Here is a 22,867-nt window from a genome sequence, read left to right on the forward strand (position 1 = left end):
GTTATTGCGGCGCTCTGCCGCGAGACTGGGCGGTATGAGTTTTGAGATCTCCTTTGAACACGTCACCAAATCCTTTGGTTCCCACGCGGTGCTGCGGGATGTGGACTTTCGCATTGCCCCTGGCCGCGTCCACGCCTTGCTTGGACGCAACGGGGCCGGAAAATCCACTCTCTTTTCCATCTTCCTTGGCCTGCTGCCGGCAGATTCCGGAATAGTACGCGCGGCTGGTGCCCCGTGGTCACGTGAAGTACTCGACCATGTGGGGGCATCCGTGAATGGACCCGCCTTCTACGGGCATCTTTCCGCCGCTGCCAACCTGCGCGTACATACCCGCTTGCTAGGTCTGCCGGAGTCTGAGGTAGAGCGTGTTTTAGCCATTGCGGGGCTCACCGAGGTCGGTTCCAAGAAGGCCAAGTCCTTTTCCACTGGTATGAAGGCCCGCTTGGCATTGGCGCAGGCTTTGCTAGGTGATCCGGAAATCTTGTTACTGGATGAACCTCAAAATGGTCTTGATCCACAGGGCATAGTGGAGCTGCGTACTTTGCTGCGAGACTTGGCAGCAGCAGGCCACACTGTTGTGGTCAGCTCTCATCAGCTTGGCGAGGTCCTTCATTTGGCCGACGACATCACCATTTTGTCTCAGGGCACCATTCGCTACTCCGGGTCCTTGCAGGAGCTTGCCCCCAGCGGACAATTGGAGTCCGAGTTCTTCCGCCTCACCTCTCCGGGTGGTGAGGCCGATGTTTAAGCGCTACCTTTCGGCAGAGCTGATACGCAGCCGCGGCAGCGCTGTGCAGTGGCTACCTCTTCTCGCCTTACCGCTTGCGCTAATGACCATAGTCTTTTCTGCTTTCGCTTCCCCGGCTAAGGATGCTACCGGTGTTCTCGGCTGGCAATCTATGTTTGTCACCGGCATGTACGCGCCGCTCATTGCGGTATTTGCCGCAGTTACAGAGCGCCGAGAGGTTCTCGCCCGTGGCGGCGGCACCTGGTGGCGCCGCCTCACTACTCGCTACGAACACACTGCACGCTTGGTGGTAGTGCTCGCCAGCTTGGCCGCGTTCCATCTCCTCAACTTTGGGGTGTCCTGGGCAGTAGTGTTCGCACAAGGCCGCGAACAGCACCACCTTGTGGCACTCGCCGGGCTCTATTCTTTCCTCGGTGCTGTTGGCATTGCTGGCCTTGCCTCTGCCTGCTCGCGGCGCTATGGCCTTGGCGCGACACTAATACTCAGCGTTATCTGGCAGGTTTTAAGCGTGACTTCCAAGGTCGTCGAAGGCCCTACGTGGTGGGTTTTTCCACCAGCTTGGCCCATGCGACTCTTGCTTCATTCACTGCGCATTCATCAAAATTCCGTGCCCTTGGATCCAGGCGATCCGCTCCTGCAAGAAAATCCGCTGCCGGCCCTCGCTCTGACGCTACTTCTCGCAGTAATGGGCATCTATGCGGCCATCGTCACTCCGCGCCGCCTGCGCCGCCTCGCCTTACCTCGCCGCGGCCAGACAACCCCTGCCTTTAGCGGCGCCACTGCCACGTGGCGCCCGGCCACAGCACCGCGTGCCACCGCCCGCCCCCGCTTTGCAGGCGCGCTAGTTGGTCTCCACCGGGCGGCGTGCAGCCCAGCGGTTATCGCCTGCTTGGCGTTAAGTGCCTTGGCATTGCTATTTCTTGCCCTTTTCTATCCTCCGACTTACGTCCAGGGCTTCTTTGTTTTTCTGCTTCTCCCCGTAGGGGCAGGTGTGCTGCCGGTTGTGGTGTGGCCATTACTCGCGCCGGTATGGCCGCTCAGTCACATTGAATCCCGCCATTGTTCCAGCGCCCTCCTCTGGTGGTTTTTCGGGATAGTATCCACAGTATGCATGGGCGCTTCGCTCGCGCTTAGTGCTTCTGGCAGCCCGGCTTCGGCGACCGCCATCCAACTCCCCCTAGCCATTGGGGTGGGGTATGTGATTTCGGTATTCTCTCTTCTCATCGTGATTCGTCTGGGCATCATGAGTGGCCTGGCACTGTGCATCGTCTGCACTATCGTCTCCGTGACCCTGGGCGGAGACATCCTCGCTAGAACCCCGCTGTGGTTGATCGCCTTCCCCGCATGGCCCATGAACGCGGATTCCCCTGCCCGCTATTTTCTTGCGGTGGTGCTGACAGGAATCTTCGCCACGGCTGGTACGTGGATGGTCATCCGGCTGCTTAAGACTAAAGCGCTGCAACCGGCAAACTAAGCCGAGTGGTGCTCGGTGCTCAAACCTTTTACGCTTTGCTGAAAATGCCCCGGAAAACGACTAAAGCCCGCGGGTAACCGCGGGCTATAGTTCATTGAGCTTTATAGCTCAGCAGGAGATACGCGCTTCGGCAGAACTACCGGGCGGGTACCCGCCAGCTCTTCTACGATGCGTACTACCTGGTTGGAGTAACCGAACTCGTTGTCGTACCACACATAAAGCACGAGGTGCTTGCCGGAGGCGATGGTGGCAACACCGTCGACAATGCCAGCGTGGGTATTGCCGATGAAGTCAGAGGAAACAACCTCTGGGGAGGCGATATAGGAAATCTGCTGACGCAAGTCAGAGTGCAGCGAAACGTTGCGCAGGAAGTCGTTGACCTCTTCGCGGTCTACTTCCTTTTCCAGTTCAAGGTTAAGCACGGCCATAGACACGTCCGGGGTAGGAACGCGGATGGCGTTGCCGGTGAGCTTGCCTTCGAACTCCGGCAGGGCCTTAGACACAGCCTTAGCTGCACCGGTGGCGGTAAGCACCATGTTCAGGCCCGCGGCGCGGCCACGGCGATCACCCTTGTGGTAGTTATCGATGAGGTTCTGGTCATTGGTAAACGAGTGCGCCGTTTCCACGTGGCCGTGGGTTACGCCGTAGCGGTCATTGATGACCTTGAGTACTGGGGTGATGCCGTTGGTGGTGCAGGACGCGGCGGAGAGGATCTGATCCTCATCGGTGATCTTTTCGTTATTGATGCCGTAGACGATGTTCTTGATATCGCCCTTGCCCGGTGCAGTCAAAAGCACACGAGAGATGCCCTTGGCCTTGAGGTGCTGGGACAAGCCCTCGCGGTCGCGCCACGCGCCAGTGTTATCTACCAAGATGGCGTTGTTGATGCCATAAGAGGTGTAGTCAATCTCGGAGGGATCGTTAGCGTAGATCATCTGGATCTTGGTGCCATTGGCCCAGATGACCTCGTTTTCCTCATCCACGGAGATGGTGCCGTTGAAGGCGCCGTGGACGGAATCGCGGCGCAGCAAGGAGGCGCGCTTGAGGATGTCCCCATCGCCCTTCTTGCGCAGGACGATGCCGCGCAGGCGGACTCCACCATAGGCTGCCTCGCGGGCGACGAGCAGGCGGGCAAGCAGTCGGCCAATGCGACCAAAGCCATAGAGGACGACGTCGGTGGTTTCCAAATCCACGCCTGCACCGACGATCTCGCATAGCTCGCCTTCCAGGTACATGCGGAGGTTTTCCTCGTTGGACTCCTCCCAGCCCAGTACCAAGCGGCCGAGGTCAACGCTGGCGGCGCCTAGGTTCATGTCCGCCAATTCCACCAGGATTGGCAGGGTCTCCGCCGTGGACAGGTGGCGCTGCGCAATGCGGCGGCCGTAGCGGTGGGACTTGATGATGTCGATATCCGTCTGGCCCACCAGCGGGCGGCCGAAGATGGTGGTGACAACGTTATTGTTGCGGTGCAGCTGGTGGATGAGTGGAATCATCTGCTGCGCCAGCTCGAGGCGCTCGTTCCAATCATCATGGCCAACATGTGCGTTCGCAGTCACGAAATTCATTCCTTTTCTGTCACGGGGGTGGCATTAAATCTTCAAACCTAAATATTAGCGCCTACTAGTGTGGGTTTTGGCATAGTCGGTTAAGGATGTCGGCCACAGTACCCCCGTTTATTTTGCCTACCTCTGTACCTACGAGGCAGTAGGATACGGCATCATCGTGCTGCGCACGGCGTTTCTTTAGGACCGGATTCAAAAGTGGGTAGACCGGGGGCAAGTCAGGGTGTCTCCGGGTGTACTCGGTCTCTAGCCCGCGGGCATACCGGCCAGAAAAGGCACGGGTGGAAACGGTCTGTCCACCGCTGCCAATTAGCCGCCGGTTGTAGTCGCTCGTTCCGGCTTCTCTAGCGAGCAAGAAGGCAGACCCGCACGAGCAGGCGGTAACCCCTGGCCAAGATAAAGCGGCGGCGATATCGTCTGCGGTGCGCAGTCCGCCAGCTGCGATAAGGGGAAGGTCCGGCACAGCGGCATGCACGTCGGATACTAGCTCTTTCAACTGCCTGGAATCAGGAGTCGCGGTTATATCCCACGTGCCGCGGTGTCCACCAGCCGCCGGACCTTGGACGCACAGCGCGTCGACGCCGCCACGTGCGGCCGCAATTGCCTCCGTAGGGGTGGTAACGGTGGTCCATGCCTCTGCTCCTGCGGCATGAACTTGCTCTACGTGATCAGAGTTAAAGGTCCCAAACATAGACCACACCACTCGGGCGCCGCCGCGCAGGGCTAGCTCCAGCTTTTCTTCAAAGCCAAAGGAGTAGTCGGGCTCGGGTAGCGGCTGGCTTTCTGCTTGAGCAAGCTCGCGTGCGGCTGCCAAGTACGGCTCGGGAAGTGGTTCTTGAGGACAAAAAAGGTTCACCCCGAACGGTATGCCGGCGCACTGTTCTATCTGTGTGCGAGCGGAATCAATGCTGGCAGAGCCTAAACCTAGGGTGCCGAAAGCGCCGGCCGCAAAAGCTGCGTGCACCAGTTCCGGGGTGGTGGGGCCACCGGCCATTGGCGCGGGAATTACGCTACGGGAAAGGGAGCTAATAACCTGACTCATAACACCCCACCCTACCGAGAGAGGAAGCTAGCGCAGTGGCAGCTTTAGGAGATTTTTTCGCGCGGATCTTTGGCTCGAAGGATAAGCCGCAACTAGGACTCACACCGTCCGAGCTTGAGGCGGAATGGCTTGTCGTGGGCTTGGGCAACCCCGGCGCGAAATATGCCGCTACCCGCCACAATGTGGGCTATATGGCCATCGATGATCTCCTCGCAGCCGGTGGAGATGTCCTCGAACCGGTGCGCGGGATGGATGTCCAGGCAGCTCCGCTTAATTGGGAGGGCCATAAAGTACTTGCCGTGCGTTCGGGCACCTTTATGAACCTGTCGGGGGATCCTGTGGCACCGCTAGCGCAGCAATTAGGTATCGCTCCAGACCATGTGATTGTCCTCCACGATGAGCTCGATCTGCCGGCCAATAAGGTCCGGCTCAAGCAGGGTGGCAATGAAAACGGGCACAACGGGCTCAAGTCCCTCACCGAGCGCTTAGGCACGCGCGACTACTTGCGTGTACGAATTGGCATTGCACGGCCGCCCAAGGGCTCGTCGATTCCAGACTATGTATTAGGCCCGGTGGATACCGGCGCGGACTTTGACGACGCCATTGCCACTGCAGCTAAGGCGGCTCGACTCATCGTGACCGAAGGGCTAAGCAAAGCCCAAAACCAGATTCACTCGCGCTAACACTGGGAGAATTTCTCTAGGGCCTGGGGGCTGCCGGCGGCGACGATGAAATCGGTGGGGGCGAGCTCGGTGGCGTCGGCAAGCGGGGCCCATTCCCCTTCCGCACGACGCACCGAAACCAATTGCACGCGGTGGGTACGCCAGATGGTGGAAAGGTCGAGCGGTCGGCCCACCAATGAGCTAGGAACGGCCATTTGGGTCACGCCGTAGTCGGTGGCAATTTCCGCAAAGTCCCGGAAACGCCCGCCCAGAAGGTAGGCCACGCGGCGGCCGGTATCGCGCTCTGGACGGATGACATGGTGAGTGCCAATCTGGCTCAAAATGCGCGCATGCGCCTCCGAATCTGCCTTGGCCCAGATATCTTTCACCCCCAACTCCACCAGATTAGACGCGGTAAGAATGGAGTCTTCCAGGTGGGAGCCGATAGCGACGATGACGCGCTCGACTTCCTCCACGCCCAGCTGACGTAAGGCTTCCGGGTCAGTGGTATCTGCCGCAATGGTCTCAGTGAGGTAAGGCGCTTCCTCGCGCACGCGCTTTTCGCTGGAGTCGATGCCAAGAACCTCAACGCCATTGGCCATCAACTCATGGGCTAGCGAGGAGCCAAATCGCCCCAGACCGATGACGACGACGGGAGGAATATCGATGCCGGCGCGGGTGCGACCCAGCGCCTTGAGAATATTAGCCAAGGAACGGCCTTTCTTCGGGATAGCTAAAACGCCGACTTACGGTTTTTGCCGCCAGCGCCGCTACCAAGGTGGTTGGGCCAACACGGCCCAGGTACATGATGAGGCACAGCACTATCTGCGAAGGTGCAGATAGGCTTGCGGTAATTCCGGTGGACAAGCCCACCGTAGCGAATGCGGAGAGCACTTCGAAAGAGACTTGGTCACCGCTAAACTCCGGATCGAAAAAGCGCAGGGCCGCCACGCCGAGTGTGACCACCATGACTCCGGCAAAGCTCAAGGCCAGGGCCTGGCGGGTTACCGAGCGCGGAAGGCTGCGGTGCCCGATGGTCGTGGTTTCGCGCCCAGTGAACTCAGCCGCCATCGCCGCCAAGAGCACGCACGCGGTGGTGACTTTAATGCCGCCGGCGGTACCGGCAGACCCGCCGCCGATAAACATCAAAATATCGGTGCCCATCAGGGTAATGGGGTGAGCCTGCCCGTAGTCGATGGCATTAAAGCCGGCCGTGCGCGGAGATGCACTGGCAAAGAAAGAGTTGAGCAGTTTTTCTCCCAGCGACATGGACGACATCAGCCCGGTCCATTCCATGCAGGCGAAAAAGACCGCACCAGCGACCAAGAGCACGGCCGTAGCAACCAAAGTCATGCGCGCGGTAATGGAGATGCGGTGGACCACGGGACGGTTGCGGCGCACGAGGCGTACCAGCTCCGCCCATACCGGAAAGCCCAAGCCGCCACCGATCAGCGCGGCGGCTAAGGGCAGCAGAATCCAGGCATCGGCAACAAAGGGCACTAGGTTATCGCTATTGGTGCTAAATCCCGCGTTATTGAATGCAGAAATGGCGTGAAAGATGCCTTCCCATACCGCGCGCGGAAAGGAATGACCATAGCCGATCATCAACCGCGCAGCCACGATGAGAGCGATGATGATCTCTGCCACGGCGGTAAAGGCAAAGGTAAAAATCAGCGTCTTGCGAATTCCGCCAGGAGCAATGGGGCGCCCCTCATAGGCACCCGTTTTGCGTGCTTTGAAGCTTATCCGGCCGGTAAAAAGCAGGCCGGATAGCGAGGCCAGGGACATAATGCCCAAGCCACCCAGTTGGATGAGTGCCAAGATGACCACTTGGCCGGCCGGGCTCCAAAAACTACCGGTATCCACCACGATAAGTCCGGTGAGCGATACCGCAGACGTAGCGGTAAAAAGCGCAGACAAAAAAGAAGCGCGGGCGGTGCCGGCCTCGGCGAACGGCAGCATGAGCAAAACCGTTCCCAGCAAAATGAGCAAAAGAAAGCCGGCGGCGGTTAAGCGCGCCGGTCCCCACTGCCGTATGGAAAGCAGATGTTTCACGAGCGGAAGTATAGACCTGCTTGGGGTACAAAGAAACTGCTAGCGGGCACCACCCCCGCCTCGAAGTTAAAATTGGAGCTATGACTTCGCCAAATAGCACTGCCAAGACGATTGTGATTACGGGCGCATCGGGCGGGCTGGGCGCCGCGGCCGCACGCCAGTTGCACCGCACCCGCCCGCAAGACAACCTGGTTATTATTGGCCGCAACCCGGAAAAGACTCGCGCGGTGGCACAGGAAGTGGGCGGCCAGTACTTCCTTGCCGATTTCGAGTCTTTGGGGCAGGTGCGCCGCCTGGCTGGAGAGTTGAGCGAGCTAGAGCATATCCATGCGCTAGGCAATAATGCTGGCGGCATTTTCGATGGCCCCTCCACCACTGCTGATGGATTTGAGCGCACCTGGCAGGTCAACGTGGTTGCGCCTTTCCTGTTGACCTCTTTGCTGCGCGAGAAGCTGCGCGCAGATTCTGCCAACGTGGTCCAGACCGCTTCGCTGGCCAATTTTCTCATGTCCTACTTTGAGCCAAACGATCCCGATACTGTGGAGCGCTTTAGCCCCGAGCGTGCTTATGGCAACGCGAAGTTGGGGGATATCCTGCTTACCCGCTATTTCGATGCCCACGGGCTTAATGCAGTCTCTTTCCACCCGGGCGTGCTGGCCACGGACTTCTCCAAGTCCTCGACGGGCATGATGTCCAAAATATATTCCGGACTGATCGGCAAAACCTTTGGCAAGCCTGCCGAAGGCGGCGATAACCTCGCTTACTACCTGACCGGCACGGAAGGCATCCACTTCGAATCCGGCGAATACTACAACGACAAGCGCAAACCCGGCCTGCAGCGTCCCATTGCGAAGAAGCTATCGGTAGCCCGCCGCGTCTTTGATGATTTGGGGCGCCGACTCAATGTGGAGTGGTAGTCATTTATTTAGCACTGTTCTCCCTCTGATACAGCCAGATGGCGTGTTCAAATTCAACCAGTGAATGCAGTTCCTTAAGCGGCCATTCCTCATAGAAAGCGAGCAATTTATCTCGAACTTGTTGAGGCGTCAAGCTCGGCTCTCCTAACGCCTCTCGGACAAAGCGTGTGAGCATTCTGTCAGCTTTCACACCCGGCCATCCGAGCAGCATCAAAAAATAGTCGAAAGTTACCGGCCCTAAGCCAGGCACACCGACATATGCCTTCTTTACCATGGATATGCCACGGTCTCCCTCGACTACAAGCTGTCCGAGCTCTTCTGCAGAATCAACCCCGAGCCGAACAAAGGACCGCGCTGCTTGAATAATCGCTTGAGATTTGTATTGCTCCGACTTCTTACCTGGGGAAACTTTGCCGTTCCCCATGCACTGACGAATTTCCCTCTCACCCCGCTCTACTAATAAGGCCAGAGAATTGCGGGGATCGATATCTGAATCGGCCCAATTATTCCTCAAACGTGCGACCGATGTTCCCACCCCTTTTCCTTTTGCTGTTGAATAGCGGGCACCGATACTGAAGACTGCATCCGTGAGAGCCACGGAAATCTCCCCTGGCCATCCTCCGGGAAACCGAGAGAAATAATCTTTCGGAATTTGCCGAACCGCGAAGCTAAGCTGTGCCGATGACATCAGAGCCTTGTCCTAAACCGAAATCCCCATAACTCATAAACTTCTGCCGAATTAAACGAAGCTGTTTCCTCATTGACGTATAAGGAACGTCCTCCTCAGAAATTAATTTAGGAAATGGAATCGCAATGAGCTCTTCAGGTTGTGGGTGATGCTTAACCTCATTGACTATAAGTTCGGCTGCCCTAGAAGCAGACTCAAGCGCGCTATTTTCCCAGATGCTCAATGGCTCCAGCCGTAGGTTCTCGGGGGAAATCCCGTTTCGCTTTGCAATAGATACCGACTGTTGTTCCTTAGCTCGTGCATTCTCCTCTTGCCACCACGGCATTTTGCGACCAAAGAGAGCTATAGCTGCCGCAACAATTAGTGAGCCCCAAAAAGTCAATAGGGAGAGCCCAGAAATAGTTTCATCATCTATGAGGCCCGTAAGTGATACCAGCAGCCACAACGCAACTGACACTGGTGCAGCAATCAACAAAATCTTTACGCTGCGATGTTTGCGCGGAGGCTCAATATAGTCTCCAGTTTGCCGCGCTCTAATTTCTTCCGGCGTCATCATCGTCCGAATGTGCGCAGCCCAAGCGCTTCGCCAGTTCTCATCCTGGATACCGATTTCTTGAATGAGTCCAGAATACTTCTGTTTCCACGCCAAATAGTGTTGACCATCGCCGGATTGGCGCCAATGAGCAAAAGAACGTTCTGCATTTCTTCGCTCAATTTCTCCCATTTCGGCTCGAATGCGCTCCTGTTGCTTCTCTATGTGCCGAAGCTTCCGAGAATTTGCCATCTCAAGGGCAAAATTGGCGCGAAGAAGCTGTTCCTCTTTACTATGGTTTTCCACCATTAAAGATCCTTTTTTAGCGGGCGGTGTTGAAAAATCCTAACACACAAAAGCTACTGCTTAGAAGGACTATTTAAAGCAATATTTGGTAGCTTCGTAGACACGTTTCAGCAATAAGTTCATTCACTCCCTCCACTGGGTTCTCAATTGAGACCATTTGCACCTCAATGTGGAGTGGTAGCGCAAACCCACTAGACTATGCCGCATGAGTTCTGTCGTTTCTGAGGCCTCACGCCGCCGCACGTTTGCCGTCATCGCCCACCCGGATGCTGGTAAGTCCACGCTGACGGAGGCGCTGGCGCTACACGCACACGTTATTAATGAGGCCGGCGCGGTCCACGGCAAGGGCAACCGCAAGTCCACCGTGTCTGACTGGATGGACATGGAGAAGGACCGCGGTATCTCCGTGGCTTCCTCAGCGCTGCAGTTCGAGTATGCGCCCGAGGGACACGAGGGCGAGCCCTACATGATCAACCTGGTTGATACCCCAGGCCACGCGGATTTTTCTGAAGATACCTACCGCGTACTCACCGCGGTAGATGCGGCAGTCATGCTTATCGACGCCGCCAAGGGCCTCGAGCCCCAGACCCTCAAGCTCTTCCGCGTCTGCAAGGCCCGCGGCTTGCCCATCGTCACTGTGATCAATAAGTGGGACCGCGTGGGCCGCGAGCCCTTGGAGCTCGTTGATGAGATCGTCAACGAAATCCAGCTGCAGCCCACCCCGCTGTACTGGCCGGTGGGCATAGCCGGCGACTTCCGCGGCCTGGCACACATCAACGAGGATGGCGAGGCCGATGAGTATATCCACTTCATCCGCACCGCTGGCGGTTCCACCATTGCTCCAGAGGAACACTTCGACCCGGATTCCGCCGGTGAGAAGGAAGAAGATGTGTGGGAAACCGCGGTCGAAGAGGCCGAGCTCCTCGCCGCCGATGGTGCCCTGCATGATCAGGAGCTTTTTGAGCAATGCGTGACCTCCCCACTCATTTTTGCCTCTGCGATGCTGAACTTTGGTGTGCACCAAATCCTGGATACGCTGTGTGCCATTGCCCCGGCCCCGCACTCGCGCGAATCTGATCCTAAGGCGGTTGAGGCTGCCACCAGTGCTATCGACGAGGTCCGCGAAGTAGGCGATGAATTCTCCGGCGTCGTCTTTAAGGTTCAGGCAGGCATGGACCAAAAGCATCGCGATAACTTGGCCTTCATGCGCGTGGTCTCCGGCGAATTTGAGCGCGGCATGCAGGTGCACCACGCCCAGTCTGGCCGCAGCTTTTCCACCAAGTATGCGCTGACCGTCTTCGGCCGCACGCGCGATACCGTGGATACCGCCTATCCGGGCGATATCGTAGGTTTGGTCAACGCCGGCTCACTCGCGCCTGGTGACACCATCTACTCCGGCAAAAAGGTCCAATTCAAGCCGATGCCTCAGTTCGCCCCTGAGGCTTTCCAGATTCTGCGCGCGAAGTCGCTGGGCAAGTACAAGGCCTTCCGCAAGGGCCTGGATCAGCTAGCAGCCGAGGGCGTGGTTCAGATTCTCAAGAACGAGGCCCGTGGCGATGCCTCGCCGGTCATGGCGGCGGTTGGCCCCATGCAGTTCGAGGTCATGCAGGCCCGCATGGAGTTCGAATACAACGTAGAAACCGTCACCGAACCCATCCCCTATTCCGTGGCCCGGCGCACCGATGCTGAATCCGCCCCGGAACTAGGCCGTCAGCGCGGAGTGGAGATCTTTACTCGCCAAGATGGCGAGCTCATCGCGCTCTTTGGTGATAAGTGGAAGCTCGCCTTCATTGAGAAAGAACACCCAGAGCTGACCATGGAAACGCTGGTGGCGGATTAAAGCAGCACTGCTTTCTTTTCTCTACAAGACAAGCAAAAGGCCGCTTCCCATTCTTGGGAAGCAGCCTTTTTCGGTTGCCCGGTTAAAGCATCAACATCACTGGGACAACGGCGATTTTGACCACCTGTGCCACCACAATCGTGGCGGCGTAGCCGATCATAATACGCGAGTCGGAGCTAAGCCCCGTGGCGTAATTGACTACGGCTGGCTGGGCAAAAATGCCGGAGAGTCCGCCGACGGTGCGAGTTTCAGATTGCCCCATGAAGCGATTCGCCACGGCGAACAACACAGCAGCCACCGAGGTAACAATGGCAGCAAGGATCATGCACTTCAGCCCCATCCAGGAGAATGCGGTGGACAGGAATGCCTCACCAGAAGATAGGCCCACGGATGCCAAGAAGATGACGAGGCCCCACTGCTGGAAGGCGGTATTAATGGAGGCCGGAACCTGCCACGGGATGCGGCGGGTGCGGTGCAGCGCGCCGAGGATCAGGCCGGTAATCAGCGGTCCGAGTGCAAAGCCCAGTTCGAAGGAAGCGCCTCCCGGCATCGGTACTACGACCTGGCCGAGCAGGTAGCCCAAGAAAAGACCGCCGCCTAGTGCCACCCAGTTCAACTCGGAGTAGGACTTAACGGAGTCACCGAAGTAATCCCGGATATCGCCCAAACGGTCAAACTTCACGATGAGCTCCAGCGTATCGCCAGAGGCCAAGTGGGTTTCATTATTGGCTAGGAACTCCTCGTCGCCACGCTGTACGCGCACGATGCGGCCGCCATAGCGAGAAAACAGGTTCAACTCCTCTACGGTGCGACCGGCAATATCCTGGTTAGATACAGCCACGGTTTCGATGACCAGGCGCTTATCCACGAACGGAGTCTGCGGCTGGCGCTTGCCCAGCATTTGGGTGAGCTCACGGGCCTTAGCCTTGGTGACCATCACGCGCAGGATCTCGCCCTTGTGCAATTCGGGGCGATCGCCGGCAACCCGGACCTTATTACCGCGGCGAATGGTAGCGATAACAAAGTGATCCTTGAACTGTTCTTCCAAATCATCGTAGTTCACGTCTTTGGTAACGCGAATGGTGCGGGAACGGAAGATCTTGGAGGCAGAATTGTCCTTATCGTGCTTGGCGGGCCAATTCTGCTTGAGCAGGAATGCCACGACCAAAATGGCCACCGCCACGCCCACGGGATAGCCCAGCGAGTAGCCCACGGCGGGTAGCTCTTCACCGGTTTGTTGCTGGGCAACTGCCAGCGACGGCGTCGATGTCGTGGCGCCGGCAAATACACCAACGGAAGCCAAGGTATCCAGCCCCAGCATGCCACCAAAGAGGAGGGCTGCGCCCGCAGCCACCACAATCGCAATGGCCGCCGTGAGCATGTGCTTCATCTGCTTGGAAAAGCCCTTGAAGAAGCGCTCACCAGCGGAGAGCCCCTGCATATAAATAAAGAGTCCCAAGCCCAGCTCTTGCAGGGAGCTTAGGATGTCTTTGTCCAGGTCAATAAACGAGCCGAAGGCCAAACCCACAAAAAGCGTGCCGGCCGCGCCAAAGCGCAGCGGCCCGAAAGGAATCATGCCAAATAACGTGCCGAGCAGCACTATGAAAAAGATGCTCAGCCATATATTTCCATCAAAAATTGCTAACACGCTGGAATAGTTTAGGCATTTTCCAGCAAAGTGCCACGTGAAAGACACTTTCTTCAAAGCCTGCACTCGGCATCGCTACTGCTTAGACCAGTTTCACCGTCGACCGACCACCCCCAGCAGCGGTACATCTCACAGCAACTATCCAAAGTGAACTAGTCGAGGAGGAATTCCTTCCACCGCGGCCACTCCGTATAGGTCTGGGCTTTACCCGCTTGATAATTCGCGCTCAGCTTGTGCACATTGCGCTCGGTAGAGGCCACTTGCATGTCCTCCGGAAAAAATAGTTGGGCTTTACCTTGGCGTTCCAATTCCACAAGGCGGTCCTTGGCGGCATTGTAGATAGCGGGGCGGGATATAAGGGCGTCGGCAATAGCGGGGTACCTGCGGAAGATGCGGCGGATTAAGGCCGGGCGCGCCACCTCAGGACGTACATACCCACGCGGCTTAGTACCGATGAAAAGGAACTTCTCGTAGCCGGCCTCCTCCGCTTGCGCGATGGTGATGCCGCCGGAAGAGCCCAATGCGCCATCTACATATGGTGCACCGTCGATAAAGCGCATCGGCATAATCAGTGGCAATGTGGACGAGGCTCGCACCCGCACAAAAAGATCCTCCGGGGTGTGAACATCCTCGCGCGTCCAATAAACGGACTCGCCGGTATCCGCACGCGCTGCCGCCAGCACCATATCGGCTGGGTGCTCGCGGTAAGCCTTCCAATCAAAGGGCAAATCCTTATCCGCAGCGCGCTCGTAGATATATTCCGCATTAAAATAGCCGGATCCACGCACCAGCGAGCCCACGCCGCCAAAGCTGGGATTCTTGGCAAAGTCCGTAAACGACTCTTCCGCACGCCGGGCATCGCGCGATAAATAATTAACGGTGTGAGATGCCCCGGCTGAAACACCGCCTACCCAACCAAAGTCCACGCCTTCTTCGATGAGCTTAACCATGCAGGCGGCGGTATAGGAATTGCGCATGCCGCCGCCTTCGATAACGAGTGCGGTGTTCTTAGCGTCAATCATGATGCCCCATACTACGCTGGACCCAATGAAGCGCATTTTCCGGCAATTACTCGCGGACGAGGAAGGCACCTTCGATATCGAAACCGGCCAGCAACCCCGCACCGGGTTTGCCTACGCCCCTACCGCAACGGCGCTACTGAAAGCAGATGAGCCCACTCCGGACGCGATACGCACAGCCCTCGCACGAGCCAGGCGAGAGGGCGCACGCTATTTCAGTACCTGGCGCCACCCAGGCGGCCCTTTAGTATTTTTTGCTACGTCGGTTACCCAAGACGAATCTCTCGCTCGCGAGCACGTTGCCGCCACGGGACAACGCACCTACTTCGATCTAGAGCGCGGCCACACCGTTACCGTGCGCGCTCACTAGGCTAGAGGCTTATGGGATTAAAAGATGCACTTGCTCGACTCACAGGCACGCAGTCCCCGCGCTTAGCGCACCCCGATTCCACTGCCCCCACTGCCCAGGTGGAAAGGCTGGAAATCCACACCGCCGGCTCATTGATCATAGTGGTCACCAATCAGCCCGGCGCGGAGGTTCTGCGCGAGGTAGCCCGCTCCCGCGAGTCGGCCACCCTGGTTTCTCCCACCGCAACGGTTCATTTCCCGGCTGCGAAGAAGGATGCCCTGCCCATCAAGGATCCCCGGCGCGGCTGGGTTATTCCGCTTACGCCCGCGCTTGCCGACGCCCTCTTAGACCACCTTCCCCGCCCCGGCGAATATGAGCTCTCCCCCGCCTTGGCTTTAGTAGTCGAATAACTTTTGAAAGGAATCCGCACATGCTCCTGTTGCCCTTTGCTGGAAAGAAGCCACGCATCCATCGCAGCGCGTGGATTGCCCCTAATGCCACCATCATTGGAGACGTTGAAATCGGCCCGGAATCCTCCGTGTTTTATGGCAGCGTGCTGCGCGGTGATGTTGGGGAAATTCGGATCGGTGCGCGGTGCAATATTCAGGACAACTGTGTCTTCCACGTGGAAGAAGATACCCCCTGCGTACTGGAAGATGATGTCACGGTGGGGCACATGGCAATGGTCCACGCCGCACACGTGGAGGTAGGTTCTTTAGTTGGGATTTCCTCCTCGCTACTTTCGCGCTGCACTATAGGTGCGGGCTCGCTTATCGCCGCCGGTGCCGTGGTACTGGAGGGCACAGAAATCCCGCCGCGCAGCCTCGCCGTCGGCGTGCCGGCCAAGGTCCGCCGCGAACTCAGCCCAGAGGAGTCGGAAGCTTTCATCCCACATGCGGCGCGCTACGTGGAGTGCGCCCAGCGCCAATCTAATGAGCCATTAAGCCTGGATGAAGTCCTCTTTGATTAGAGCGACAATACGCCCATGAGGATAAGAAAGATCGCCACGAGGTAACCACCAAAGAGCGCCACTTGGGTGCTATTGGCACGGGCAGCGGCAAAAAGCCTGCCCGCCGCCGAATCGGGATGTGCGCGCACCACAGCGATAAATAGGCCGCAGATGGTAGGCAAGGATAGAGCTAGGCTGGCATACCACACTAGGCCTCCATATTGTGCTGCTGGAGAGATATCTTCTGTGGCCAAGTGCATGAGCCCGTAATAAAAAGGCACCGAGGTCAGTGATTGCACCACACCCATCACAAAGCCGATGAGTGCCGTAATCAGCGACGGCGTGCGGAGCGGCTCTAGTAGCCGGTTGACCAAGGCGTTGGGTTTCCCTTTGGAGCGCCACGATCCGATAGCCACGGCGATGCCAACTGCGACCAGCACCCAGCCGGCAATGGGCGAGCTCAAAATGGCCTCAATTTGATCTTTTACCCCAAGCAGCAAAAACATGATCACGGCCGCTGCAACGAGCACCCCGACCCAATCTCCTACCACCACCAATGCGGCGATGCGCCGGTACTTACCGCGGGGCAAGATGATGCCGATGGCCACAAGGATGCCAATAAGCAAGGCATTAACGGAATCCAAAAGGGCGAAACTAACGGCATGGAGCATGCCGGATAGTCTACCGCTCCACGCCGAGATCTCCGACGCTGCAGAGATTGAATGTTTTATCTCTCGAGAGCGTCAATTTATGATGCACCACACGTACCTTTGCGTACACTCAGTAATTTTGCATAGACTGTGCAATGTTTCTTATGAAATGCAATCTTTGCTCGCGGATCGCATATCCGCGCTTATCCGCGCGCATAACATTGCCCGTTCACTCGACTAGAAAGCACGCATATGTCTAAATTTCTCTACCGACTAGGAAGTTGGTCATACCGCAAGGTATGGCCCTTCCTGGCCTTTTGGCTTATCGTCTTGGTGGCCATGGTGGGCCTAACCGCCGGCTTTGCCAAGTCGCCGAACCCCAACTTCTCCATGCCGGAGATGGATTCGACCACCACCCAAGACAAGATGATGGAACGCTTTGGCCAAGACACCGATGCCATGAGCGCTCCCGAGGGCACAGTGGTTATCCAAGCACCGGAGGGCAAAGACCTCACCGATAAGCAGGTGGCCGGCGAGGTGGATAACCTCCTCGGTGACCTCAAGGACACCGGTACGCTCAAGGACCAAGACAAGCTGGTCAGCCCGGTTATGGCCGCCGCTGGCATGGAAAAGCAAATGGGCGAAAAAATGAAGGCCCAGCACATGCCGGAGGAGCAGGTGAAGAAGAACCTGCAACAGCTCTCCCCTCTCAGCGAGGATAAAACTACCGGTACCGTCACTATTACCTTCAACTCCGACAATGTCATGGACATCCCGGAAGAGGATATGACTGCGGTAACGGATGTGTTGAACAAGTACGACGAGGGCGAGCTCACGGTCAAGTACCAGGGCAATGCTTTTAACTCCGCTGGTCAAGAGATGGGTGGCAGCGCCGAAATTATCGGCCTTATCGTTGCCGCAATCGTGCTGCTGATTACCTTCGGTTCCTTCGTCGCCGCCGGCATGCCGCTCATTTCCGCCATCATTGGTGTGGGCATCGGCATCCTTGGCGTGCAGGTTTCCACCGTATTCACGGATACCATTTCCGATATGACCCCGACCTTGGCCTCCATGATCGGCTTGGCGGTCGGCATCGATTACGCACTATTTATTGTTAACCGTTTCCGCAATGAGCTCATTACCTCCTCTGGCCTCAATGATCTTTCGCCTAAGGAACTAGCCGCAGAGCTCAAGAAGATGGATAAGGCCACCCGTGCTCACGCCATGGGCATGGCGCTGGGTACCGCGGGCGGTTCCGTCGTCTTCGCCGGCACCACCGTGGTCATTGCCTTGGCCGCTCTGACCATCATCGGCATTCCGTTCCTGGGCACCATGGCGATCGCCGCGGCAGCAACGGTCATCATCGCAGTGCTCGTTGCCAATACCTTTATCCCTGCCCTGCTGGGACTTTTGGGCACCAAGATTTTTGCCGGCCGCGTCCCCGGCCCCAAGGTGCCGGACCCAGAGGACGAAAAGCCCACCATGGGTCTGCGTTGGGTGCGCCGTGTGCGCGCCCATCCGTGGCTGCATCTTATCGCCGGCGTCGTCTTGCTGGGCATCCTGGCTGTACCATTCGCCCAGCTGCGCTTGGCCATGCCCACCGATGGCACCGCGAAGCCGGGTACCCCGCAGCGCGAGGCCTATGAGATTACGGCAGATGCCTTTGGCCCAGGCCGCAATGCGCCAATGATCGCCTTCGTTGACGTAGCTAACGTGTCCGAACAGGATCGCATGCCGGCGTTCCAGGACCTGCTGCAGGAATTCAATAGCACTTCGGGTGTAGAAAACGCCCAGATCGTGCAGACCACTGACAACGGTGATGCTGCACAGATCATGATCACGCCAACCACTGGCGCCACCGATGAAGAAACCACCGAGACCCTCAACCACCTGCGCGATTACCAGGGTGAGTTTGAAAAGACCGGTGGCTCCTACGGCATCACCGGCATCACCCCCATCTTCGATGACATTTCTGAGCGCCTCAATAACGTACTCATTCCTTATGTAGCCATCGTGCTGGGCTTGGCCTTTGTCGTCTTGATGCTGGTCTTCCGCTCCATCTGGGTGCCGCTTATCGCCGCAGCCGGCTTCGCGCTCTCCATGGCCGCCACCTTCGGCATCACCGTAGCCATTTGGCAGGAGGGTATGTTCGGCATCGTCGATGACCCGCAGCCGCTTCTTTCCTTCCTACCCATCATGCTCATCGGCCTTACCTTCGGCCTGGCCATGGACTATCAGGTTTTCTTGGTCACCCGCATGCGCGAGGGATTTGTCAATGGCAAGACGGCTGGCAACGCTACCTCCAATGGCTTTAAGCATGGCGCACGCGTGGTAACCGCTGCGGCCCTGATTATGATTTCGGTCTTCGCCGCCTTCATTTTGATGGATGAGCCGTTTATTAAGACCATGGGCTTTGCCCTGGCTGCTGGCGTGCTTATCGACGCCTTCGTGGTCCGCATGATGATCATCCCGGCCACCATGTTCGTGCTGGATAAGAAGGCATGGTGGTTCCCGCGTTGGTTGGATAAGATCACCCCAAACATGGATATCGAGGGAGAGGCTTTGCACTCAGAGCGCGAGGAGCTCTTGCGCACCCAACGAGAGAAGGTAGGCGAAACACACCGTGACTAGTCTGCGCGAAGAAAAGAAGCGAGCTACGCGCCAGGCCATGGCCGATGCGGCAGCGCGCCTCGTCCTCGACGGTGGCGCTGAAGCTGCCACGGTTTCGGGCATCACTGCCGCCGTCGGGGTTTCCCCGCGCACCTTCCATAACTACTTCTCCTCGGTTTCTGATGCGCTACTGTCCTTTGGCACCAATGTGCTTGCCGAGTTTTCTAAGGAAGTGCCCACTGTCTTTCCTAACTCATCTATTTCTGAATTCTTCGAACAGGTAACGCTCGATGCCACCGAAAATGAGGGAAAAGAGCTGCATTCCATCACCTCTCTTTTCACTATCGGCGAGGCTTTAGAAAACTTGAGCCATACCACAGAAGAGCGCCAACAATTCCAGGTCGTATCCGAGCAAGTTTTGGAAGCTTTCCACCAACGCGTTCCGGATAAATCGCGCTTTGAGGTCGCGGTCATCCTCCAGGCCTGTGCGGGCGCCGCCGCGGTGAGCATGAAAGAAATCCACCGCCGCTCCCAGGCCGAAGAATCACTGAGTGCTCACGCCAAGCATGAGATAGTACGCACGGCCTTTGCTGCCGTGCGCGCCATCGACTAGCTAGCCTAATGGGCGCTTTAATCCGTATGCTCGGCAGTAGTTATGGATAAGAAAGCCCCTATATCGAGCACCGCGCATAATGCCCGCTTCATTCAGGCGGGCGTTAATGCCGCATTTCAAGACCGCATTGGGAAGGCGACCGACGTGGAATTTAATTTCCTCGGCCCCTCCACGGACGATAAAGGCAACTTTGTCACCGATCAGCTAGTGGAGGCGAGAATAAGTTCCACGCGGCAGGTTTCTGATTTCCGTGGCGTGCGGCTAGCCGTCATTTCTGCCGGCACCTGGCACTGGACCACCACGGCCACCGAGAATTATGCTGATTTGCCACAGAGTATCTCGATGACGAGAGACCCTGAAAGCAAGATTGCTTTAGCTTCCCTCATCGTGGGCAATATGCCGATACTTCGCGCCCAGCAGGGTGAGCACGTGGCTATCGTTGCGGTAGATTTTCACCCTCGCCTGGAGTTTCGCCAGGCCCTGCTGCACGGCCTGCGACACAGCAGAGCGGACGAGGATGAAAAGGCCCCTACCCTCACCCTTGCTCGTTACTTGGACATGGACTCCACCGAGGAAGAGCCGTACGTGCATTTTTCCGATGGCACCACGGTGTGTTTCGAACAAGCCGACCACGGCGTGCACAAGATTTCCAGCATCACTCCGGGGTTTGGCGCCACCAGCATCCTCGAGGATGGTTTTTATCTCGGTGTGGAGAACCAACTCTATTTCCAGGGCCGTTTCCCCGCCGCCACAATAGAACTCGATGTAGACAAGGCCACCGCTACCGTGTCCTATCGCGGTGGGCAGTTTGCGGCGAACGCGGTGCTTATAGCCACCATATCGGCAGAAGAATTCACCTGGGCTTGGGCCGATCCCTCGCTTAAGGCCTCTGCGGCCGCCCGGTGGGCAGGCAGTTTGGCACGCTTTGGCATGAACGAGGTCGTCCCCGAGTTGGTTCGCCCACACCTTCCGCTCCAGCTAGCACGCAGGCAACAACTGCCCCACCTGGCTTTGCCTATCCTTGGCATCTGGACGCTGGCTGGCACTACGCTTTCCGACGGCCGCGTGGGCCTCGTCCTCCTCGATGCGCCGGAGCTGCACTTGCCCAAGCCTACGCCCACCGCCACAGCGGCAACGTTAGAAGTTAGCCCTCCCGATTGGCTCGATGCAGATCGTGCCCGCGCCGCCTACGCGTCATTTCGCGGGGTGGACGTGTAGGGCACTGCGGATGGCGTCCACGTCGACGTCGTCAAGCGCAGCTGGCTCAAACGCTGCATCGTTGGTTTTGTCTACCAAAACCGCACGCACTCCCTCGGCGAAGTCCGCCCGCCGATACATAAAGGCGCCCAGATTGGTTTCCATGTCCAGCGCCTCCCGCACGCTGCTGCACTCCTGCTCGGCGCGGAATAGCTCCATGGCTGCGACGATAGAGGTGGGGCAGGCCTGCGCAGTCAGCTCCCCTACCAGCTGCTTGAGCTCTGGGTGACTATCCAAGGCCGCGGTGATATCCTGCCAGGTCTCGTGGGAGAAGGCGTCTTCGATGGAATCAATAAGCTCAATCAAAGCGGGCTCACCCGCGGGTTCGGTGGCGTGCTGGGCTAGCGCTGCGGCCATGCCCTGCTCAATTACCGCGTGAGCAAAAGCCTCTGCGTCTGCCACGTAGTGAGTGGCCAACCCACTCCACAGGAGGTCTGCGGCGTACATGCGATACCCGGTAATACCCCAGAACTTCGCTAGCTCGGGCGAGGCCTTTCCGCGCGTTCCCACCGCGCGCTGGGCGGCATAGGCCATGCCTACGTCGGTGACGTAGCCGATATTCATCTCTGGCATAGAAGCAAAGGTCTTATCCGTAACTACTCGATGGGATCCATGGGCGGAGATACCCAGGCCACCTCCCATAGCGATGCCATCGATGAGCGCGATAACTGGCTTGGGATACTCCGCGATATCGCCGTTTAAGGTGTATTCATCCGCAAAGAACGTGTCGACTTCGCCTAATTTTCCTTCCAGGACCCCTTCGCGGGCATAGCGGACGTCACCACCGGCGCAATATGCCTTTGGGCTGGCCGAGAGAAAAAGCACCTGCTCCACCTCATCGTTTTCACGCCACTGCGCTAGCGACGCCGCGATGAGTTCTACCATCTCCGGGGTGAGGGAATTGAGAGCCTTGGGACGGTTGAGTTCAATCACTCCGGTATGGTTACGGATTGAGGACACGATGGGTGAAGCGTTGGTCATACCCCCTAGTGTGACACACAGCTCACCCCCTTAGCCACCATTGATTGTTTCACAGATAGGTTCGGATTTTGCTCCCACAGCTCATCGCCCTGGATATGGACGGCACCCTACTGGACGGCAACGGCCAACTTCCACCAGATTTTTCCGCGATCAGCACCCGCGCCCGCCAGCTCGGCGTCACCCTTGTCCCTGCCTCGGGCCGCCAGCTTGCCACCCTGCAAGAAATGTTTCCGCATGAAGATACCTTCATTGCAGAAAATGGCTCCGTCGTCGTGCACGATAATCGGGTCATTAGCGCTACTACCCTGCCCACCGCGGCAGTCCGCGCTGCCGTTGCCGCTCTCCGCACTGTCGACGCCGCGCATACCGTCGTGCTGTGTACCCCAGATACCGCTTTTGTCCACAAGGGCGCCGATGAGCAGGCCCGCGCAGAAATTTCCAAGTACTACAGGTCAGTGGAATGGGTAGATGACCTCGGTGCCCTTCTCGACGCGGACATCATCAAAATCGCGGCTTACTGCGCCGACGGCAGCGAAAAGCACCTCCACCAGCCTCTCCTCGCGGCCGTTCCGGAGCACAATATCGCCATTTCCGGCGCCGTCTGGCTCGACGTCATGGCCGCGGGCGTCAATAAAGGCGAAGCGCTACACACCATGGCCGAGCTCCTCGCGGTTCCCATGTCTCGCACCGCCGCCTTCGGCGATTTCCTGAATGACTACGAGCTCCTCCGCGAGGCCGGCACTGCTATCGCAATGGAAAATGCGCACCCAAAATTGAAAGAAATCGCCGATCTCATAGCCCCACCCAATACCGAATTTGGTGTCATGACAGTCCTGCGTCAGCTTTTTGACAGCGAAGAGTCCTAGAATCGAATTTTCGTCTCCGGCCCGCGTGCCGCTTCTTTACTTCACCCTCATGGGAGAAAACCTCGTACGCAGGCTAAAATAGTCCGTTTAGAAAATATA

Annotated in this window: 22 protein-coding genes; 12 read left to right on the forward strand and 10 right to left on the reverse strand. The window is 57.7% G+C overall.

Annotated elements, in window-relative coordinates; translation table 11 throughout:
- Positions 1–34 precede the first annotated feature (34 nt).
- On the forward strand, positions 35–748 hold the full coding sequence (locus WMP96_RS09475; RefSeq protein WP_301716313.1) for an ATP-binding cassette domain-containing protein: 714 nt from the start codon (positions 35–37) through the stop codon (positions 746–748).
- Positions 741–2,222, forward strand: coding sequence for a hypothetical protein (locus WMP96_RS09480; protein WP_301716312.1), 1,482 nt, complete (start codon positions 741–743; stop codon positions 2,220–2,222). Before WMP96_RS09475 ends, WMP96_RS09480 begins: the two co-directional genes overlap by 8 nt.
- A gap of 101 nt (positions 2,223–2,323) precedes the next feature.
- Here the strand turns inward: WMP96_RS09480 and WMP96_RS09485 are convergent, their stop codons facing one another.
- Entirely contained in the window at positions 2,324–3,778 is a 1,455-nt protein-coding gene (locus WMP96_RS09485) for a glyceraldehyde-3-phosphate dehydrogenase (protein WP_023021928.1), read from the reverse strand.
- Between the two features lie 64 nt (positions 3,779–3,842).
- Positions 3,843–4,826: a nitronate monooxygenase gene (locus WMP96_RS09490; protein WP_301716311.1), complete on the reverse strand. Its 984-nt coding sequence runs from the start codon at positions 4,824–4,826 to the stop codon at positions 3,843–3,845.
- A 35-nt stretch (positions 4,827–4,861) separates the two neighbouring features.
- On the opposite strand from WMP96_RS09490, the gene pth reads away from it, so the two are divergent.
- Positions 4,862–5,509 (forward strand): aminoacyl-tRNA hydrolase, encoded by a 648-nt coding sequence (gene pth, locus WMP96_RS09495; protein WP_200287890.1) that lies wholly within the window; start codon positions 4,862–4,864, stop codon positions 5,507–5,509.
- Here the strand turns inward: pth and WMP96_RS09500 are convergent.
- Together WMP96_RS09500 and WMP96_RS09505 are read right to left on the reverse strand one after the other, a co-directional pair.
- Positions 5,506–6,198, reverse strand: a complete 693-nt coding sequence (locus tag WMP96_RS09500; protein ID WP_301716310.1) for a potassium channel family protein — start codon at positions 6,196–6,198, stop codon at positions 5,506–5,508. The two genes, pth and WMP96_RS09500, sit on opposite strands and share 4 nt — an antisense overlap.
- Positions 6,191–7,543 carry a TrkH family potassium uptake protein gene (locus tag WMP96_RS09505; RefSeq protein ID WP_340433118.1) on the reverse strand — a complete coding sequence of 451 codons (1,353 nt, stop codon included), beginning with the start codon at positions 7,541–7,543 and terminating at the stop codon, positions 6,191–6,193. The genes WMP96_RS09500 and WMP96_RS09505 overlap by 8 nt, the downstream gene beginning before the upstream one ends.
- Positions 7,544–7,623: 80 nt before the next feature.
- Here WMP96_RS09505 and WMP96_RS09510 point away from each other — a divergent pair, with 80 nt between their 5' ends.
- Positions 7,624–8,460 (forward strand): SDR family NAD(P)-dependent oxidoreductase, encoded by an 837-nt coding sequence (locus WMP96_RS09510; RefSeq protein ID WP_301716308.1) that lies wholly within the window; start codon positions 7,624–7,626, stop codon positions 8,458–8,460.
- A 4-nt stretch (positions 8,461–8,464) separates the two neighbouring features.
- On the opposite strand, the gene WMP96_RS09515 is transcribed toward WMP96_RS09510, so the two are convergent.
- Together WMP96_RS09515 and WMP96_RS09520 are read right to left on the reverse strand one after the other, a co-directional pair.
- Positions 8,465–9,058 carry a hypothetical protein gene (locus WMP96_RS09515; RefSeq protein ID WP_301716307.1) on the reverse strand — a complete coding sequence of 198 codons (594 nt, stop codon included), beginning with the start codon at positions 9,056–9,058 and terminating at the stop codon, positions 8,465–8,467.
- Positions 9,059–9,128: 70 nt separating this feature from the next.
- Positions 9,129–9,989, reverse strand: a complete 861-nt coding sequence (locus WMP96_RS09520) for a hypothetical protein (RefSeq protein WP_340433120.1) — start codon at positions 9,987–9,989, stop codon at positions 9,129–9,131.
- 202 nt (positions 9,990–10,191) lie between these two features.
- Here WMP96_RS09520 and WMP96_RS09525 point away from each other — a divergent pair, with 202 nt between their 5' ends.
- Positions 10,192–11,826 carry a peptide chain release factor 3 gene (locus WMP96_RS09525; protein WP_023021934.1) on the forward strand — a complete coding sequence of 545 codons (1,635 nt, stop codon included), beginning with the start codon at positions 10,192–10,194 and terminating at the stop codon, positions 11,824–11,826.
- Positions 11,827–11,908: 82 nt separating this feature from the next.
- Here WMP96_RS09525 and WMP96_RS09530 read toward each other — a convergent pair whose 3' ends face one another.
- Both WMP96_RS09530 and WMP96_RS09535 read right to left on the reverse strand, forming a co-directional pair.
- On the reverse strand, positions 11,909–13,474 hold the full coding sequence (locus WMP96_RS09530) for an aspartate-alanine antiporter-like transporter (protein WP_340433122.1): 1,566 nt from the start codon (positions 13,472–13,474) through the stop codon (positions 11,909–11,911).
- 152 nt (positions 13,475–13,626) lie between these two features.
- Positions 13,627–14,496 carry a patatin-like phospholipase family protein gene (locus WMP96_RS09535; RefSeq protein WP_239205288.1) on the reverse strand — a complete coding sequence of 290 codons (870 nt, stop codon included), beginning with the start codon at positions 14,494–14,496 and terminating at the stop codon, positions 13,627–13,629.
- 25 nt (positions 14,497–14,521) lie between these two features.
- Between WMP96_RS09535 and WMP96_RS09540 the strand changes: the two genes are divergently transcribed.
- The 3 genes from WMP96_RS09540 to WMP96_RS09550 are packed head-to-tail and all read left to right on the forward strand — an operon-like array spanning position 14,522 to position 15,812.
- Entirely contained in the window at positions 14,522–14,863 is a 342-nt protein-coding gene (locus WMP96_RS09540) for a hypothetical protein (RefSeq protein ID WP_234288113.1), read from the forward strand.
- A gap of 11 nt (positions 14,864–14,874) precedes the next feature.
- A complete protein-coding gene (locus WMP96_RS09545; protein WP_301716304.1) occupies positions 14,875–15,252 on the forward strand; it encodes a hypothetical protein in 378 nt (125 codons plus the stop codon).
- A gap of 20 nt (positions 15,253–15,272) precedes the next feature.
- Positions 15,273–15,812, forward strand: coding sequence for a gamma carbonic anhydrase family protein (locus WMP96_RS09550; RefSeq protein ID WP_301716303.1), 540 nt, complete (start codon positions 15,273–15,275; stop codon positions 15,810–15,812).
- On the opposite strand, the gene WMP96_RS09555 is transcribed toward WMP96_RS09550, so the two are convergent.
- Positions 15,809–16,462 carry a hypothetical protein gene (locus tag WMP96_RS09555; RefSeq protein ID WP_301716302.1) on the reverse strand — a complete coding sequence of 218 codons (654 nt, stop codon included), beginning with the start codon at positions 16,460–16,462 and terminating at the stop codon, positions 15,809–15,811. The genes WMP96_RS09550 and WMP96_RS09555 overlap by 4 nt on opposite strands.
- Before the next feature lie 231 nt (positions 16,463–16,693).
- On the opposite strand from WMP96_RS09555, the gene WMP96_RS09560 reads away from it, so the two are divergent.
- Genes WMP96_RS09560 through WMP96_RS09570 form a run of 3 tightly spaced genes read left to right on the forward strand, consistent with a single transcriptional unit; the run spans position 16,694 to position 20,882 of the window.
- Positions 16,694–19,072, forward strand: a complete 2,379-nt coding sequence (locus tag WMP96_RS09560) for an MMPL family transporter (protein ID WP_301716301.1) — start codon at positions 16,694–16,696, stop codon at positions 19,070–19,072.
- Positions 19,065–19,664, forward strand: coding sequence for a TetR/AcrR family transcriptional regulator (locus WMP96_RS09565; protein WP_301716300.1), 600 nt, complete (start codon positions 19,065–19,067; stop codon positions 19,662–19,664). The genes WMP96_RS09560 and WMP96_RS09565 overlap by 8 nt, the downstream gene beginning before the upstream one ends.
- A gap of 42 nt (positions 19,665–19,706) precedes the next feature.
- On the forward strand, positions 19,707–20,882 hold the full coding sequence (locus WMP96_RS09570; RefSeq protein ID WP_301716299.1) for a DUF6882 domain-containing protein: 1,176 nt from the start codon (positions 19,707–19,709) through the stop codon (positions 20,880–20,882).
- Here WMP96_RS09570 and WMP96_RS09575 read toward each other — a convergent pair.
- Positions 20,859–21,902, reverse strand: a complete 1,044-nt coding sequence (locus WMP96_RS09575; protein ID WP_301732744.1) for a 3-hydroxyisobutyryl-CoA hydrolase — start codon at positions 21,900–21,902, stop codon at positions 20,859–20,861. The two genes, WMP96_RS09570 and WMP96_RS09575, sit on opposite strands and share 24 nt — an antisense overlap.
- A gap of 68 nt (positions 21,903–21,970) precedes the next feature.
- Here WMP96_RS09575 and WMP96_RS09580 point away from each other — a divergent pair, with 68 nt between their 5' ends.
- Positions 21,971–22,768 (forward strand): Cof-type HAD-IIB family hydrolase, encoded by a 798-nt coding sequence (locus WMP96_RS09580; RefSeq protein ID WP_023021945.1) that lies wholly within the window; start codon positions 21,971–21,973, stop codon positions 22,766–22,768.
- The last annotated feature ends 99 nt before the right edge of the window (positions 22,769–22,867 follow it).

Origin of the sequence: Corynebacterium sp. KPL4035, assembly GCF_037908325.1 — a bacterium.
In the GTDB taxonomy this organism is placed as follows: domain Bacteria; phylum Actinomycetota; class Actinomycetes; order Mycobacteriales; family Mycobacteriaceae; genus Corynebacterium; species Corynebacterium kefirresidentii.

Coding starts and splice junctions, on each gene's coding strand:
- WMP96_RS09490 (WP_301716311.1), bottom strand. CDS start 4,826: ATGAGTCAGGTTATTAGCTCCCTTTCCCGTAGCGTAATTCCCGCGCCA.
- WMP96_RS09480 (WP_301716312.1), top strand. CDS start 741: ATGTTTAAGCGCTACCTTTCGGCAGAGCTGATACGCAGCCGCGGCAGC.
- WMP96_RS09525 (WP_023021934.1), top strand. CDS start 10,192: ATGAGTTCTGTCGTTTCTGAGGCCTCACGCCGCCGCACGTTTGCCGTC.
- WMP96_RS09520 (WP_340433120.1), bottom strand. CDS start 9,989: ATGGTGGAAAACCATAGTAAAGAGGAACAGCTTCTTCGCGCCAATTTT.
- WMP96_RS09555 (WP_301716302.1), bottom strand. CDS start 16,462: ATGCTCCATGCCGTTAGTTTCGCCCTTTTGGATTCCGTTAATGCCTTG.
- WMP96_RS09535 (WP_239205288.1), bottom strand. CDS start 14,496: ATGATTGACGCTAAGAACACCGCACTCGTTATCGAAGGCGGCGGCATG.
- WMP96_RS09475 (WP_301716313.1), top strand. CDS start 35: ATGAGTTTTGAGATCTCCTTTGAACACGTCACCAAATCCTTTGGTTCC.
- WMP96_RS09540 (WP_234288113.1), top strand. CDS start 14,522: ATGAAGCGCATTTTCCGGCAATTACTCGCGGACGAGGAAGGCACCTTC.
- WMP96_RS09560 (WP_301716301.1), top strand. CDS start 16,694: ATGTCTAAATTTCTCTACCGACTAGGAAGTTGGTCATACCGCAAGGTA.
- WMP96_RS09545 (WP_301716304.1), top strand. CDS start 14,875: ATGGGATTAAAAGATGCACTTGCTCGACTCACAGGCACGCAGTCCCCG.
- WMP96_RS09550 (WP_301716303.1), top strand. CDS start 15,273: ATGCTCCTGTTGCCCTTTGCTGGAAAGAAGCCACGCATCCATCGCAGC.
- WMP96_RS09570 (WP_301716299.1), top strand. CDS start 19,707: ATGGATAAGAAAGCCCCTATATCGAGCACCGCGCATAATGCCCGCTTC.
- WMP96_RS09510 (WP_301716308.1), top strand. CDS start 7,624: ATGACTTCGCCAAATAGCACTGCCAAGACGATTGTGATTACGGGCGCA.
- WMP96_RS09575 (WP_301732744.1), bottom strand. CDS start 21,902: ATGACCAACGCTTCACCCATCGTGTCCTCAATCCGTAACCATACCGGA.